This window comes from Clostridium sp. AF23-6LB (assembly GCF_003461085.1).
GTDB classification, from domain to species: Bacteria; Bacillota; Clostridia; order Lachnospirales; family Lachnospiraceae; genus Coprococcus; species Coprococcus ammoniilyticus.
In genome coordinates this window covers 841,756-856,993 of record NZ_QTWK01000001.1, presented here as the reverse complement: position 1 = coordinate 856,993, position 15,238 = coordinate 841,756, and the positions used below count along the sequence as shown (strand labels likewise).

General features: G+C 41.9%; 15 protein-coding genes. 11 read left to right on the top strand and 4 right to left on the bottom strand.

Going from position 1 to position 15,238, the window contains the following annotated elements:
- Positions 1-12: 12 nt before the first annotated feature.
- The 7 genes from DWY07_RS03960 (at position 13) to DWY07_RS03930 (ending at position 6,116) form a co-directional block, all read left to right on the top strand.
- Entirely contained in the window at positions 13-780 is a 768-nt protein-coding gene (locus DWY07_RS03960) for an ABC transporter ATP-binding protein (protein WP_117822243.1), read from the top strand.
- Entirely contained in the window at positions 767-2,833 is a 2,067-nt protein-coding gene (locus DWY07_RS03955) for an ABC transporter permease (protein WP_117808256.1), read from the top strand. Before DWY07_RS03960 ends, DWY07_RS03955 begins: the two co-directional genes overlap by 14 nt.
- Before the next feature lie 81 nt (positions 2,834-2,914).
- Positions 2,915-3,985, top strand: a complete 1,071-nt coding sequence (gene trpS, locus DWY07_RS03950) for a tryptophan--tRNA ligase (protein ID WP_021943426.1) — start codon at positions 2,915-2,917, stop codon at positions 3,983-3,985.
- Between the two features lie 131 nt (positions 3,986-4,116).
- Positions 4,117-4,857 carry a hypothetical protein gene (locus DWY07_RS03945; protein WP_117808257.1) on the top strand — a complete coding sequence of 247 codons (741 nt, stop codon included), beginning with the start codon at positions 4,117-4,119 and terminating at the stop codon, positions 4,855-4,857.
- 147 nt (positions 4,858-5,004) lie between these two features.
- Positions 5,005-5,328, top strand: a complete 324-nt coding sequence (locus tag DWY07_RS03940) for a cupin domain-containing protein (protein ID WP_117808258.1) — start codon at positions 5,005-5,007, stop codon at positions 5,326-5,328.
- A gap of 29 nt (positions 5,329-5,357) precedes the next feature.
- Positions 5,358-5,507 (top strand): hypothetical protein, encoded by a 150-nt coding sequence (locus DWY07_RS03935; RefSeq protein WP_347465161.1) that lies wholly within the window; start codon positions 5,358-5,360, stop codon positions 5,505-5,507.
- 39 nt (positions 5,508-5,546) lie between these two features.
- Positions 5,547-6,116 (top strand): restriction endonuclease subunit S, encoded by a 570-nt coding sequence (locus DWY07_RS03930; protein ID WP_117808260.1) that lies wholly within the window; start codon positions 5,547-5,549, stop codon positions 6,114-6,116.
- 106 nt (positions 6,117-6,222) lie between these two features.
- Here the strand turns inward: DWY07_RS03930 and DWY07_RS03925 are convergent, their stop codons facing one another.
- Positions 6,223-6,567 (bottom strand): cupin domain-containing protein, encoded by a 345-nt coding sequence (locus tag DWY07_RS03925; protein WP_117822241.1) that lies wholly within the window; start codon positions 6,565-6,567, stop codon positions 6,223-6,225.
- A 386-nt stretch (positions 6,568-6,953) separates the two neighbouring features.
- Between DWY07_RS03925 and DWY07_RS03920 the strand changes: the two genes are divergently transcribed.
- Entirely contained in the window at positions 6,954-7,544 is a 591-nt protein-coding gene (locus DWY07_RS03920; protein ID WP_117808262.1) for a zinc dependent phospholipase C family protein, read from the top strand.
- Between the two features lie 90 nt (positions 7,545-7,634).
- Here the strand turns inward: DWY07_RS03920 and DWY07_RS03915 are convergent, their stop codons facing one another.
- On the bottom strand, positions 7,635-8,216 hold the full coding sequence (locus DWY07_RS03915) for a chromate transporter (RefSeq protein WP_021943179.1): 582 nt from the start codon (positions 8,214-8,216) through the stop codon (positions 7,635-7,637).
- Positions 8,213-8,779 (bottom strand): chromate transporter, encoded by a 567-nt coding sequence (locus DWY07_RS03910; protein WP_008402150.1) that lies wholly within the window; start codon positions 8,777-8,779, stop codon positions 8,213-8,215. Before DWY07_RS03910 ends, DWY07_RS03915 begins: the two co-directional genes overlap by 4 nt.
- 179 nt (positions 8,780-8,958) lie before the next feature.
- Between DWY07_RS03910 and trkA the strand changes: the two genes are divergently transcribed.
- A complete protein-coding gene (gene trkA, locus DWY07_RS03905; protein ID WP_117808263.1) occupies positions 8,959-10,368 on the top strand; it encodes a Trk system potassium transporter TrkA in 1,410 nt (469 codons plus the stop codon).
- Between the two features lie 37 nt (positions 10,369-10,405).
- Positions 10,406-11,866 (top strand): TrkH family potassium uptake protein, encoded by a 1,461-nt coding sequence (locus DWY07_RS03900; protein ID WP_117822240.1) that lies wholly within the window; start codon positions 10,406-10,408, stop codon positions 11,864-11,866.
- 59 nt (positions 11,867-11,925) lie between these two features.
- Here DWY07_RS03900 and DWY07_RS03895 read toward each other — a convergent pair whose 3' ends face one another.
- On the bottom strand, positions 11,926-13,182 hold the full coding sequence (locus DWY07_RS03895) for a PucR family transcriptional regulator (protein ID WP_117822239.1): 1,257 nt from the start codon (positions 13,180-13,182) through the stop codon (positions 11,926-11,928).
- A gap of 419 nt (positions 13,183-13,601) precedes the next feature.
- Here DWY07_RS03895 and gabT point away from each other — a divergent pair, with 419 nt between their 5' ends.
- Positions 13,602-14,960, top strand: a complete 1,359-nt coding sequence (gabT, locus tag DWY07_RS03890) for a 4-aminobutyrate--2-oxoglutarate transaminase (protein ID WP_117822238.1) — start codon at positions 13,602-13,604, stop codon at positions 14,958-14,960.
- Positions 14,961-15,238 lie beyond the last annotated feature (278 nt).

The following is a 15,238-nucleotide window of genomic DNA, read 5'->3' as shown; positions in this document are numbered from 1 at the left end:
GGAGAGATAAAAGTGGAAACAATTTTAAAGATTGAGAATATCGAAAAGTATTACGGCAACAAATCCAACATTACAAAAGCCATTGATAACATTTCATTTAGTGTAGAAAAAGGTGAGTACGTTGCGATCATGGGAGCATCCGGAAGTGGAAAGACGACACTGCTTAACTGCATTTCCACCATAGACCGTGTCAGCAGCGGTCATATCTATGTAGGAAGAGATGATATCACAAAGCTTCGCGGCAACCAGTTGAACCGCTTCCGCCGGGAAGAACTGGGATTTATCTTTCAGGATTTCAACCTGTTAGATACACTGACAGCATATGAGAACATTGCACTGGCGTTATCGATACAGAACACGCCTGCGAAGAAGATTGACGAAAAGATAAAGAAGATCGCAAAGGACCTTGCAATCGAAGAAGTTCTGAATAAATATCCATATCAGATGTCCGGGGGACAGAAACAGAGAGTGGCATCTGCGAGAGCGATCATTACGAACCCGAAGCTGATCCTTGCCGATGAACCGACCGGAGCACTGGATTCCAAATCCGCAAAGCTGTTGCTTGAAAGTCTGAAACATCTGAATGAAGAACTGTCAGCTACGATCCTGATGGTAACACATGATTCCTTTACCGCAAGTTATGCCGGTCGCATCCTGTTCATCAAGGACGGTAAAATATTCCATGAGCTTCGCCGTGGAGCAGACAGCCGAAAAGAATTCTTCAACAAGATCATAGATGTCGTAACTTTGCTTGGAGGTGACTTAAATGACGCTCTTTAAGTTATCCCTTAGTAATATGAAGAAAAGCCTGAAGGACTATGCAATCTATTTCTTTACATTGGTTCTTGGCGTAGCAATCTTCTATATTTTTAATGCGATCGAGACACAGACGGCGATGATGAGGATCTCCAAAGATACCAGAGAAATTGTAGAGCTGATGGCAAATATCATTTCCGGTGTCAGCGTATTCATTGCATTTGTGCTTGGTTTCCTGATCATATATGCCAGCCGATTCCTGATGAAACGGCGTAACAAAGAATTTGGATTGTATCTGCTGCTTGGAATGGGCAAATGGAAGGTGTCAAAGATGCTGTTTATCGAGACACTGATCATCGGTCTGGTTTCACTTGGCGTTGGGCTTCTTTCCGGTATCGGGATTTCCCAGCTTACCAGTCTGTTAGTTGCAAATATGTTTGAAGCGGATATGTCTTCTTATAATTTTGTATTTTCAAGTTCTGCATTTGTAAAGACCTGTTTCTATTTTGCTATCATCTATGTGGTTGTGATCCTGTTTAATACGATCGCGATCGGACGCTGCAAATTGATCGACCTGTTCCAGAGGGGAAGAAAATCAGAGACTGTTAAGATGAAAAATCCGTGGATATCGGTATTTGTATTTCTTCTTTCCGTAGCAGGACTTGGATATGCATATTACTATATTAATTCAAATACAACAGATCTCTATATGAAAGATATCTATTTCTGTATCGGACTTGGATGTGTCTGCACATTTTTGTTTTTCTGGTCGATTTCCGGTATGTTGTTCCGGTTAGTTTCTTCCGTGAAGCGTGTTTATTATAAAGGACTGAATTCATTTGTCATCCGTCAGATGAGCAGTCGTGTAAATACAAATGTACTGTCAATCTCGATCATTTGTATTATGTTATTTGTTACGATCTGCGTGCTGACTTCGGCGCTTACGATCCGAAATGGTTTGAATGAGGGGTTAAGAAGGTATGCTACCGTTGATGTAAATATTACCAGACAGGTAAGAAGTTCTGATTATGATGTTGCAGCCGGTAAGGGTGCGGATGAGGATGCTTACTATGATCCGACGTGGGATAAACGCGATATTTGCGATATATATAAGGAACATGGAATTGATTTGCCGTCTATGTTTTCAGCCTATGAAGATGTGTATATATATTCACTGCCGGATTGCACATACGGGGATACATTCAGTGAACAGGCAAAGGATGCGTTCCTTGGTGACCAGCCGATGTATGGCATGATGGATATCATGGAAAATGTCATGACAGTGTCCGATTATAATCGTGTGGCAAAGCTGTGTGGTTTTGAAACTGTGTCGATCAAAGATGATGAATATGGAATCGTGGCGAATTATAAGCAGATGGTGACATACAGAGATATGTCATTGCAGGCCGGTATGCTGATTCAGGTAAATGGTTATGAACTGAAGCCGGGAATGAGCAAATGTCAAGCCGGTGATATTCAGATTTCTACACAGGCCATTAATATCGGTATCATTATTGTGCCGGATGGGGTGCTTGCCGGAGTAACTCCGATCTCTGAAAGCTTGCTTGCAATCTATAATACGACCGATACGGATAAGATCATGGCGAGAAATGAACATATCAATCTGGATGATGACCCGGATGTCAGGCTGAGTCTGAATACAAAAGAAAAGGTAAAAGCTGCCAGTATTGGACTGGGTGCGATCGCATCCTTTATCGGCTTATATATTGGAATGATCTTCCTGATCTCCGGCGCAGCTATCCTCGCATTAAAGGAATTGTCAGAAAGCACCGATAATGTGGAACGATATAAGATGCTTCGAAAACTAGGGGTGGATCAGAAGATGATCAATCATGCGTTATTTGCACAGATGGGTCTGTTCTTCCTGTTCCCGCTTGCACTTGCAGTCATTCATTCGATATTTGGATTGAAATTCAGCAGACAGATTCTTTCACTGATGGGAACCGATGACATGGGAGCAGCCATGCTTATGACCGTTGTTGTTCTGGTTGTGATCTATGGCGGATATTTCCTGATCACCTATTTCAGTGGCAGAAAGATCATCAGTGAGCAGTAGGGTTTCCTTGACGGTAACAGTATCTCGCGGTATAATTGGGGGCAGGATTATCGAACGAAGAAATGAAGGAGACTTTTTAAGATGAGTAGAATTATTTTAACCGGTGACCGCCCTACAGGACGACTTCACGTTGGACATTATGTTGGTTCCCTTTCTGAGCGTGTAAAGCTTCAGAATTCAGGAAACTATGACGAGATATATATAATGATCGCAGATGCACAGGCACTTACAGATAATGCCGAGCATCCGGAGAAGGTGAGACAGAACATTATCCAGGTTGCACTTGATTATCTGGCATGTGGGATCGATCCTGAGAAATCAACGATCTTCATTCAGTCCATGGTTCCGGAACTGACAGAATTATCTTTCTATTATATGAATCTCGTTACAGTATCTCGTGTACAGAGAAATCCTACTGTAAAATCCGAGATCAAGATGCGTAATTTTGAAGCAAGTATTCCGGTTGGATTCTTCTGCTATCCGATCAGTCAGGCAGCAGATATCACGGCTTTCCGTGCAACAGAAGTGCCGGTTGGTGAAGATCAGCTTCCTATGCTGGAACAGTGCAAGGAGATCGTTCACAAATTCAATTCCGTATATGGCGAAACCCTGACAGATCCTGAGATTGTATTACCGTCTAACAAAGCATGTCTCAGACTTCCGGGTATCGATGGAAAAGCAAAGATGAGCAAATCTCTTGGCAACTGCATCTATCTTTCCGATGAAGCAGATGAAGTAAAGAAGAAGGTTATGTCCATGTATACAGATCCAAATCATATCCGTGTGGAGGATCCGGGACAGATCGAGGGAAATTCCGTATTTACATATCTGGATGCGTTCTGTCGTCCGGAGCATTTTGAACAGTTCCTGCCGGATTATAAGAATCTGGATGAACTGAAGGAGCATTATAGCCGTGGTGGTCTTGGTGATGTTAAGGTGAAAAAGTTCCTGAACAATGTATTACAGTCAGAGCTTACACCGATCCGTGAACGTCGTAAGATGTGGGAGAGCCGTATTCCGGATGTCCTTGACATCTTAAAGGCAGGAAGCGAGGCTGCACAGAAGAAAGCAGCAGCAACTCTTCATGATGTACGTTCTGCTATGAAGATCAATTACTTTGATGCAGACGGGCTGGAGAATGATTATAAATAAAATTGACAGACATAAGAGGACGGTCGTGAAAACGGCCGTCCTTTTGTTGTACAGCAAAAAGTTGGAAAAGTTGCAAAAAACATGTACAATAAGGATGGAAAAGTTACAGAATATATGGGGAGACACCGGATATGAAAAAGACGATTTTATTATTAGGGGCAGTTGGAGTGCTTATGATGACAGGGTGTGCCGATGAAGGTATCACGACAGATTATGGAGAATGGGTAGCTACATCCGAATACAGTATGGATGGAACAACTGAGAATTACCGGACAATAGAAGTAGATGCGACAGCGGAGAAGACAGAAGCGGCATCAGAAAAAGAAATGGAGGGAAGCTCAGATCATATGAATACACAGAAAAAAGACAGCACAACAGAAAAGACAGATGGGACAGAGGAAGCGAGATATTCGTGCGAGAATTATACATTTTATAGAGTAAATGATGATGTGGACCTGGCAGGCAGTTATTTGTTGTTAAATGTATATGAGGACGAAGCACTTGCAGAATATCATGGTCTGTTTATTGGTCAGATCGTTACATTATTTGGCGATAAGGAGACAACCGAGAATAATGAGGAGTTACTGGACTATACGATCGCGGCAGAAGATAAGGATGGTAAGGTGATCTATCTGACTTTATATTATGGGGCGTCAGGACCGGCAATCGGTGGCTTTGATGGTGACGAATATATGGCGGCTGCAGAAGAGCTGGAGAAGCTTGTCAGAACGACAGAACCGATTGACTATGAGTGCACCAGTGTCTATGAGGATCTCGGCATGACAATTCGAATGGGCACCAGAAATGGACGGGGCTTTTATGAAACCGAGATGCCGGAAGGTATGGAAGACTTTTATAATGATATGTATTAATGAAAGACAATCGGATAAAAAGAAAACTGTATGAAACACATACAATAAGGTATAATGAATACAGACAGATTAATGCATATAGAAGACAGTGGATTGATAATGGAAAAGAAATAAAAAATAATTTTGAAAGCGAAAGGACAAAGAAATATGTACAAGAATATTGAAAAAAAGACAAAATTATTATTAAAGGATCAGGTAGAATATCAGGAGGGACAGGTAGTTAGCAAGACACTCGTTCAGAATGACTATGTAAGCGTGACTGTTTTCTCATTTGACAAAGGCGAGGAAATCTCTACACATGCATCCGGCGGAGATGCAATGGTAACTGTCCTTGATGGTACAGGACGTTTTACCGTAGGCGGTGAGATATTCATCTTAACAGAGGGTGAGACACTCATTATGCCAAAGGATGTTCCACATGCTGTATATGGCGAAGAACAGTTCAAGATGTTATTGACTGTATCTTTCTAAGCCTGAATTATTTGGGAGATTTTGTTGTTATGGATATTGAAATCTACAATCGTTGGGAAAAGATGTTGAAATTAAGAGAGAAACTGCTTGCTGTTGATGAAGACAGAATGGCTGGAAGAAAAGGCTATATGCTTGATGAACTGGATGTATACCTTGATAATGTGATTGGAGAAGTATAGTATATGTGGACTATATGACTAAACTATAAATTTGTCGAAATGTTCGGGGATGAGAAAAGATATCCTTCAAAATCTATAGCTGAGGTAGCTAATATTTGTAGAGGGGCTTCTCCAAGACCAATATCAGATTATTTGACTGAAGATGTAAATGGAGTAAATTGGATAAAAATTGGTGATATATCAATTGATGATATATATGTCACACATACGGCTGAAAAAATCACTAAGGAAGGAGCCAAAAAATCAAGGTATGTTACACCAGGGGATTTTATTCTTTCAAATTCCATGTCATTTGGTAGACCATATATTCTAGGTATTGAAGGATGCGTTCATGATGGTTGGTTGATAATATCTGATTATCAAGAATCATTAAACACATTATTCTTTTATTATGAGTTGAGAGCAAATCAAGTGCAGTCTCAGTTTAATGCTTTAGCAAATGGTACAACTGTGGAAAATCTTAATACAGATCTTGTTAAGGGTGTTAATATAATTGTTCCATCTATTGAATTACAAAATGAGTTTGCTGATTATGCTCAGTTTTGCGACAAATTGAAATTTGAAGTACAAAAATTAGTAAAAAATCACTTGAAATATATATATATATAATTTCCACTAGAGTAAATCGATACTCTAGTGGAACCATTATACTTTTGAGTTTTGCTTGAAGACATTCAAAAGCGGGTTTTCTTATAATCTCTAAGTGAAGGCTTCCTTAAGCATCCTCTTTTGTGTATTCCACAGTTCCAAACGGATGATGTGGTGGGGCGTAAATGGTAGACAGCCTGAGCGGACATTTGCCTGTGTTCTTGATGTTGTGCCATGTTCTGGCAGGAACGAATACGGCATCACCTTTACACATACGCTGCTCACAGTTCAGATTGTGTGGGCAGTTTCCTGTCATGACCATAGCATTTCCTTTTTCAACACGGATGAGCTGATCCATGTCCGGATGAAGTTTTGCACCGATATCGCGGCAAGGCGGAATGCTCATTAAGGTCATTTGCAAATGACAGCCGGTCCAGAGTGCCGTACGATAGCACTTATTCTGCTCTGCCATTTCCTGAATATTTGTTACCTGTCTCCCCTGCTGCCTCCCACGCCCCCCCCTGCTGTAAGTACATTGCGAGTATTTCGTCGTGAGCTGCACATTGCCAGTAAATACGGGTGCGTGTCTGAGCCGAAGGCGAGTTCGCACAGGAGTATTTACGAATAAGGCATGTGAAGCGAACAGAAAACGCAGCAAGTACTTACAGCAGGGGGGCGTGGGAGGCGGCAGGGGAGACAGGCAGGAGGGCAGAATTGCCCCGTGTAAAAATTGTTAGAAAATTTTTCTGATTTCAAGAAAATTCTGTGAAATGGCTTGTATTTCATACTTCCTGCGGTAAAATATAGATAGGAACAACGGAAAAGTTGTGCCGAGTTAAAAGTGGGAAGGAGACTGATATGAAAAAAAGAAGTCATTTATTTGTAACCAGAGAAATCATAGAACAGGTTCCACAGAACAAAAGGAAGTGGTTATTGTTAGGCAGTATTCTGCCGGATATATTGGTTCATACCTATATTAAGAAGCATACCTGGAAAAGTTCATTTGATAATACAGTCAACCGGATACAGAAGCTGGAAGAAAAGGGGAAGAACAGCAGATATTCTTTCCTGAAACTCGGATATGTACTTCATTATGTGGAGGATTTCTTCACATATGCGCACAACTCCATTTTTGAAGGCGGTTTTTCTGAACATGTTGCATATGAAAGTGGATTTCAGAAGTTTTTATTTGGACATGGACATGTAGAACAGGAAGAAACGAGTCGGATCGGTGAAATGGTTCATTCTGTGGAGGAAGCGGTCGAGTATCTGAAGAAAAACCATGCACTGTATATGACGGAGGCCGGAGATAATGAAACGGATGCACGCTATATTCGGAATGCATCAAAAACCATCGGTACATTTCTGGTACGGGCATTTGCCATGAACAGTGTGGCAGCAGAGGAGTATGTTCCGGCATACGCGCTTGCTCCATCCTATCGAAAATAAAAGGCAGAGCAATCTGATATAAAAGATAATTATGACTGCCAATGAAAAATATGAAGTCACCTGATACTTTGCATTGTATCAGGTGACTTTTTATCTGATGTGTTCGGCAATCACGGATACCACGATCCCCAGAACCGCGGAAAGCAGGATCAGGGAGATCGCTGACAGCTTTTGCTTCCATTTGCGCCGGATGAAGAAATAGATTCCTGCAAGCAGGCACAGAATAATGATAGCAGGGATATTCACATCATATTCGGATAAGCTGACATATCCGGTAGACTTTAACAGCATGTTGATTCCGGTTGCAAGGATCAGGGCCAGGATAACCGGTTTGATGCCATACAGGAAGCCCTGCACGTAGGTATTTTTCGTCAGATTTTTTAAAACTGCGGCAATTAATAATATAATGAAAAAGGACGGCGTGATGACACCGAGAGTAGCGACGATACCGCCCGGAAGTCCTGCCTGCGTCGATCCGACATAGGTCGCCATGTTGACTGCAATCGGACCCGGTGTAGATTCGCAGACACCGATGAAATTGTAAAAGGCATCTTCACTCATCCAGTTATGGCGGATGACAGCATCCTGGATCAGCGGTATCATGCCGAAGCCGCCTCCGAAGCTGAACAGTCCTACTTTAAAGAATTCAATAAACAATGTCAGATATATCATTTGTCTGCATCCTCCTTTCGGATTCTTTTAAAAGAGGTACAGAAAATTCCGATGATGCCGCCTGCGAGGATCAGAAGAATTGCATTAACGGATTTGGAAAGCAGTTCTCCGATCACCATGATTATAAAAGTAACTACAAATACAAGAACCGGTATTTTTTTTCGGTCGAGTGTTTTCATCATGCTGATTCCGGTTGTAAGGATCAGAAAAGCAACAGCACATTTAATGCCAACGAAGGCATACGCTACATATTTATTTGCAATGAAAGCATCAAAAAACAGAGAAATGACAAATATAATAATAACGGATGGGATACAGACACCGAGGGTGGCTGCCAGACTTCCGCGGAAGCCTCTTTGTTTATAACCGACAAAAGTAGCGAGGTTGATCGCCAGTGGCCCGGGCGTTGATTCAGCGATCGCAATCACTTCGATCAGTTCGTCTTCCGTGAGCCAGTTCCGTTTTGCAACCACTTCTTCCCGGATCTGTGCGATCATCGCATAACCGCCGCCAAATGTAAATAATCCGATTTTGAAAAAATTAATAAATAAAGAAAATAACATATCAAATCCTCCAGACAGGAGTATAGCACAGAATCAAACTAAACTTTAGATAAAATTTTCAAATATCACTGTACATATAGAAAAAAGATGTTACAATCAAGATTGACGCTATAATAAAGTGAGCATTTTATGCACAAAAGGTATGTATAATATATAGCCGAAGTCGGTGGAGGTAAGTGATGTTTAAGCAACGAGGCGCGAAGAAAACGGGTCTTAATATATTGATCATAGGATGCGGTAAGGTCGGAACGGCACTGACCAGACAGTTATGCAAGGAAGGGCATGATATAACAGTCATTGATAAAAATGCGGATAAGGTTGAGATGAACGTCAATCAGTATGACGTTATGGGAATCTGCGGAAATGGTGCAAGCTACAGTGTGCTGATGGAAGCCGGTGTGGAGAATGCCGATCTTGTGATCGCAGTAACAAATTCTGACGAGCTGAATCTGCTTTGTTGTACGATCGCAAAACAGGGACGTGACTGCGCAACGGTAGCGCGTGTCAGAAATCCGGACTACAGCAAGGAGATAAAATATCTGAAAAAGAGTCTGGGACTTACCATGGTCATCAATCCGGAGCTTGAAACAGCAACGGAGGTTGCGCGTGTACTTTATATGCCGACGGCTTTGGAGATCAATTCCTTTGCACATGGTCAGGCAGAGATGACGAAGATCAAGATTCCGGAGCATAATATGTTAGACGGACTGTCTGTGGCACATCTTGGTCAGCAGCTTATGGATCGAGCGAAGAATATCAATATTCTGATTTGTGCGGTTGAAAGAGATGGAGAAGTCTATATTCCATCCGGTCATTTTAAACTGCATGCAGGAGATGTTCTTTCGTTTGTAGGATCCCGTCCGATGAGCCGTGCATTTCTTGATTTTATCGGATTCAAGACAAATCGTGTCAGTGATGCGATGATCGTCGGTGGTGGTGACGTTGCATATTATCTTGCAAGTCAGTTGATCAATATGGGAATCAATGTAAAGATCATTGAGAAAGAGAAGGATCGTTGTGAGCGACTCAGTATTCTGCTTCCGAAAGCAGTTATTATCAATGCAGACGGAACCGATCAGGACGTATTAAAGGAAGAAGGCTTAAGCAATGCAGAATCCTTTGTTGCTTTAACCGGGATTGACGAGGAAAATATCCTCCTGACACTGCACGCCAGACATGTTTCAGATGCAAAGACCATCACGAAGATCAACCGTAGTAATTTCAAGGAAATAATTAATAATTTGAACCTTGGAAGTGTATTTTATCCGAGTTTTATTACAGCGGAGACTATTACTGCTTATGTTCGTGCGAAATCAAATACACGTTCCATGAACAGCAGTGTGCAGACGTTATATCATATGTTTGATTTCCGGGTAGAGGCGATCGAGTTCCGTGTGGATGAAGCATCCGAGGTAACGGGTAAGCCACTGATGGATCTGAAGTTAAAGAAGGATGTGCTGATCGCATTTATCAATCGAAACGGTACGATCATTACACCATCCGGTCATGATACGATCGAAGTCGGGGATACCGCTATGGTAGTAACGACTCATACAGGATTTAATGATATCAGGGATATTCTGGTATAAGTAATGAGTATTTTTGTAAAAGGGAAAACAGGAAGCTATGAATCGGTCAATGATTTTATACGTAGTCGGACATGTGGTCATGCTGGAGGGGGTTATGCTTCTTCTGCCATGTCTGGTTTCGTTGATTTATCAGGAAAGTGAAGGAATTGATTATCTGGTGATGGCAGTTATCTGTATGCTGCTTGGAGCCATCATTGTAAAACATAAACCTAAAGTAAATGTATTCTATCTGAAAGAGGGCTGTATCGCTACAGCATTGAGTTGGATAGCACTGAGTATATTTGGTGCACTTCCAATGTGCATATCAGGAGATATCCCATCTTTCACAGATGCGTTATTTGAGACGATCTCCGGTTTTACAACCACAGGAGCCAGTATCTTAAACGATGTGGAAGCATTATCCCGGACGACGTTGTTCTGGCGAAGCTTTACACACTGGATCGGTGGCATGGGTGTGCTGGTGTTTCTGCTTGCGGTATTGCCGCTTAGTGGCGGATCAAATATCAATCTGATGAAAGCAGAGAGCCCAGGACCTTCTGTTGGTAAGCTTGTACCGAAGATCAAGTATACGGCGCGAATATTATATGTTATTTACATTGTATTAACGGCTATAGAGATCATCTTGTTAATAGCCGGGAAAATGCCGGTGTTCCATGCATTTTGTACCGGATTCGGAACAGCGGGTACAGGTGGATTCGGAACAAAGAATGATAGCTTTGCCAGCTTTTCGCCATATCTGCAGTGGGTGGTAACGATCTTTATGATCTTATTCGGTGTGAATTTTAATGCATACTATCTGATTTTATTTGGCAATATCAAAAAGGCATTGAAGATGGATGAGGTGCGAACCTATTTCCTCATTATTGTGGCGGCGATCGCAGTTCTTGTATTGAATCTGATTCATACAATGGATGGATTCTGGACAGTACTCCGTCATGCATCGTTCCAGGTCGCTTCGATCATAACAACAACCGGATTCTCCAGTGTGGATTTTGACCTGTGGAACCAGACATGTAGGACGATACTGGTTATTCTGATGTTCATTGGTGCATGTGCAGGCAGTACCGGTGGTGGTATCAAGGTATCCCGATTTATCATCGTGGTAAAAAGTGTGATAAAAGAGTTGAATTCCTATCTGCATCCAAAAAGTATCAAGAAGATCAAAATGGACGGCAAGCCGGTAGAGCATGAAGTGGTACGTGCGGTAAATGTATATTTTATAACATTTATCATCCTGTTTACAACATCCGTACTGCTGATCTCCTTTGAGGGAAAAGATATGACATCAAACTTTACTGCGGTTGCGGCAACGATCAATAACATCGGACCGGGACTGGAGCTGGTAGGACCAACGAAGAATTTTAATGTATATGGTACATTTTCCAAATATGTGTTGATGTTCGATATGCTTGCCGGAAGACTGGAGCTGTTCCCATTGCTCTTGTTGTTCTATCCGCCGGCATGGAAAGAATTACTGGCGGTCAGACGCAGAAAATAACAGGCCAATTAATGACCGGATATATGATGTACATGATATTAAAATGTGTTGCAGCAGATTCAGGAAAACAAATCCAGATAACTATGAACTTGAAATGCGGTCATCAGTTCAAAACGAGTGGACGGATCATCTAAAGCAAGATGTAAGTCCTCCCTTAATATACGGACACGATAATTGACGGTGTTCCTGTGACAGAACAGGGCACCGGCAATTTTTTGTATACTGCCATCACAGAGCAGATACTGATAGAGTGTTTCCAGATAATTCGTATGGTGCTGCTCATCGTATGTAATGATGGATCCCAGGGTATCGTTTACATATTCTCTAAGAACATCCATATCACTTACAGATAAAAGAAGCTTATAGAATCCCATATCATCGAAGAAGAACAGGCTACTGTTCTTTTTTTGTGCCATCAGGGCGGCGCACCGTCCCTGTAAAAATGCCTGACTTAATCCAATCAGATCTTTGGTTGGCGCACTGATTCCGATATACATGGAAGTTGTTCCGGCAGATTCTCCCATATAATACAGAAGCCGTGTAAGCTCCTGTTCAAGCCGTTCATTTGACCGTGCGGGGCTGATCAGCAGAGTATAGTCGGTGCCGTTGACAAATGTATATGGCAGATTATAGATTCTGACCAGACGTGTCAACAGATTCTGAAGAAAACTTCCGGCGGTATTTGCATAACCGGATGAGATGGTGGAATGCTCAGACTGCTGGATAGAGGTATTTGTCTGTGCAGCGGTTGGTTTCATGGATGCTGTATCACGCAGATCTGATATATATACGAGATGGTATTGTGCATCCGCCTGAAAACCATGTTCATATAAGACAGGCAGGCTGATTTCCATCAGAGCTTTGTCATTTGGGTGAAGGATCACGCGCGAAAGGGCAGTTGAGATAGCCTGACTGGTCTGTGTATCGTCAAATATCCGATTGTAATAATCGTGTGTGATATCGAAGATCCGCGTTTCCCATGGCATAAGAAAGAGCGGGTAATGCTTCCGATCGCACAGCATACGGATACGGTCGGAGATATCGGAACGGTTCAGATGTCCGCCGATATTGATAATAAGGCCGCAGGTTTTATGCTCAATCAGCCCTTTGATGAAGTTATATAACCAGTATTCATTTCCGCATAGAACGCCGGTCGTAATGATTAGTTCACCGCCATGCAGGAATTCCAATGTACCGGGATCTTCTGATATATAGACCCAGTTCATCAGATGATCCAGTCCTTCTTCCCCTGCGATCAGATCCAGACCATAGGTGCTTTTTGTTTCTTTATATAAATCTCTTAATAATATTGCCATATATAAGATCCTTTCTTAGCAGAATTTGATAATTGTTACTTGCCTATGTATAAGAAGTCAGTTTGACCCAAATGTGATATGTGTGTATTGAGTCGGTTGCAGCTTGTTGCTTTGAAGCAGTTTGTGCATGTCTGCCCGAAATATGCTTAATTATATAAGGCGTTTGCCGGCTGCTACTTAATATATTAAATCATTGATTTGTGCTACTTATTACAATAACCCAACAATATCATAGAAAATATGTGCCTGTCAAACATATACTTGTGCTGCCAGCACAAAACAGGGCGGAAGTTTTTGTGCTGATGGGATATGGTGATCGGTTTTTATGAATGGCATACTGTAGAAAATTCAAAAGAGCAAATAAATGAACGGCACAGATACAAAAGCCGTTCGTATTAAGAAGATGGAGGATGATACATATGTTAAGAACAAATTTACCGGAAATAATAACAGAGACTTTACCCGGTCCTAAGGCACAGGCAATTATAGACAGAAGAGCGCAGGCAGTTCCAAATGCGATTCGTTGCGGATATCCGGTTGTTATCGAACGTGGTGAAGGCGCCATGATCGAGGATGTCGATGGCAACAAGTTCTTGGACTGGATCGGTGGTGTCGGGGTATTGAATATCGGATTTTCCCATCCGGAAGTCGTTGAAGCAGTAAAAGCACAGGCAGATAAATATTTCCACGGCATGTTCAATGTCGTAACACATGAAGGCTATGTAGCGCTCGCAGAGAAGTTATCCGGCATTGCACCTGTAAAGGGCGATAGCAAGAAAGCCTTCTTTGCAAACAGTGGTGCCGAAGCAGACGAGAATGCCGTTAAGGTAGCAAAGGCATATACAAAGCGTCCAAATATCATCGTATTCTCCGGTGCATTCCATGGTAGAACACATTTTACAATGGCGATGACATCCAAGAAAGCATATGCAAAAGATATGGGACCGTTAGCAGCCGGTGTGTTCCGTGCACAGTTCCCATATTATTATAGAAATCCGGAAGGAATGCCTGAGGATAAGGCAGTTGATTATTATATCAAATCTATCTACGATGTATTTGAACAGTGTGCAGCAGCGGACACGATCGCAGCGATCGTTGTTGAGCCTCTTCAGGGTGAGGGTGGTTTCATTCCTGCTCCGATCGAATGGGTAAAAGCAGTCCGTAAGATCTGTGATGAAAATGGTATCCTGTTGATCGCAGATGAGGTACAGAGCGGTTTCTGCAGAACAGGTCGTATGTTTGCTTCTGTTTACTGGCAGGAGGCCGGTGTAGAGCCGGATATCATCGCAACAGCAAAATCCATTGCAGCAGGTGTTCCATTGTCGGCAATTATTGCAAGAACTGAGGTTATGGATGCAGTTCCGGCAGGAACGATCGGTGGAACTTATTGTGGAAATCCACTGGCATGTGCCGCATCCTTAAAGACGATCGAGATCATGGAGAGAGATCATCTGGCAGAGCGTTCCTGTGAGATCGGTAAGAAAGTAACAGAGCGTTATCTGGAAATGCAGAAGAAATATCCGGTTATCGGTGATGTCAGAGGACTTGGCGGTATGATCGGTATCGAATTCGTAAAAGATCAGGAAACAAAAGAACCGGATGCAGCATTTACATCTGACCTGATCCAGACCTGTGCGAAGAAAGGTCTGTTAGTAGAAGGCGCAGGAACTTACAACAATGTAATCCGTTTCCTTGCACCGCTTGTAATGACAGATGAGCAGCTTGCAGCCGGTCTTGATATTTTTGAAGCATCTATTAAGGAATGCCTGAAACATTAATAATCATTAGAAATTATAAGAAATAATATTTAATGGTTTAAAATCATTTTAAATTAGCGTAAATACAGTCATTTTGGATAATGAATTGTTCCAAATGGAGCAATCCGTTGCCTGAAATGGCTGTTTTTTGTTAAAAACAGTATATAATTATGTTTAAATATAATGTAACCGGATCATTTATAAATCTTAACCGCTCCGCAATAGAGATGATGGCATTTTGATGCATTTGGATGCTATAAACATGGAGTGAACTCCAGAAAAGGGAGAATTATATAAAA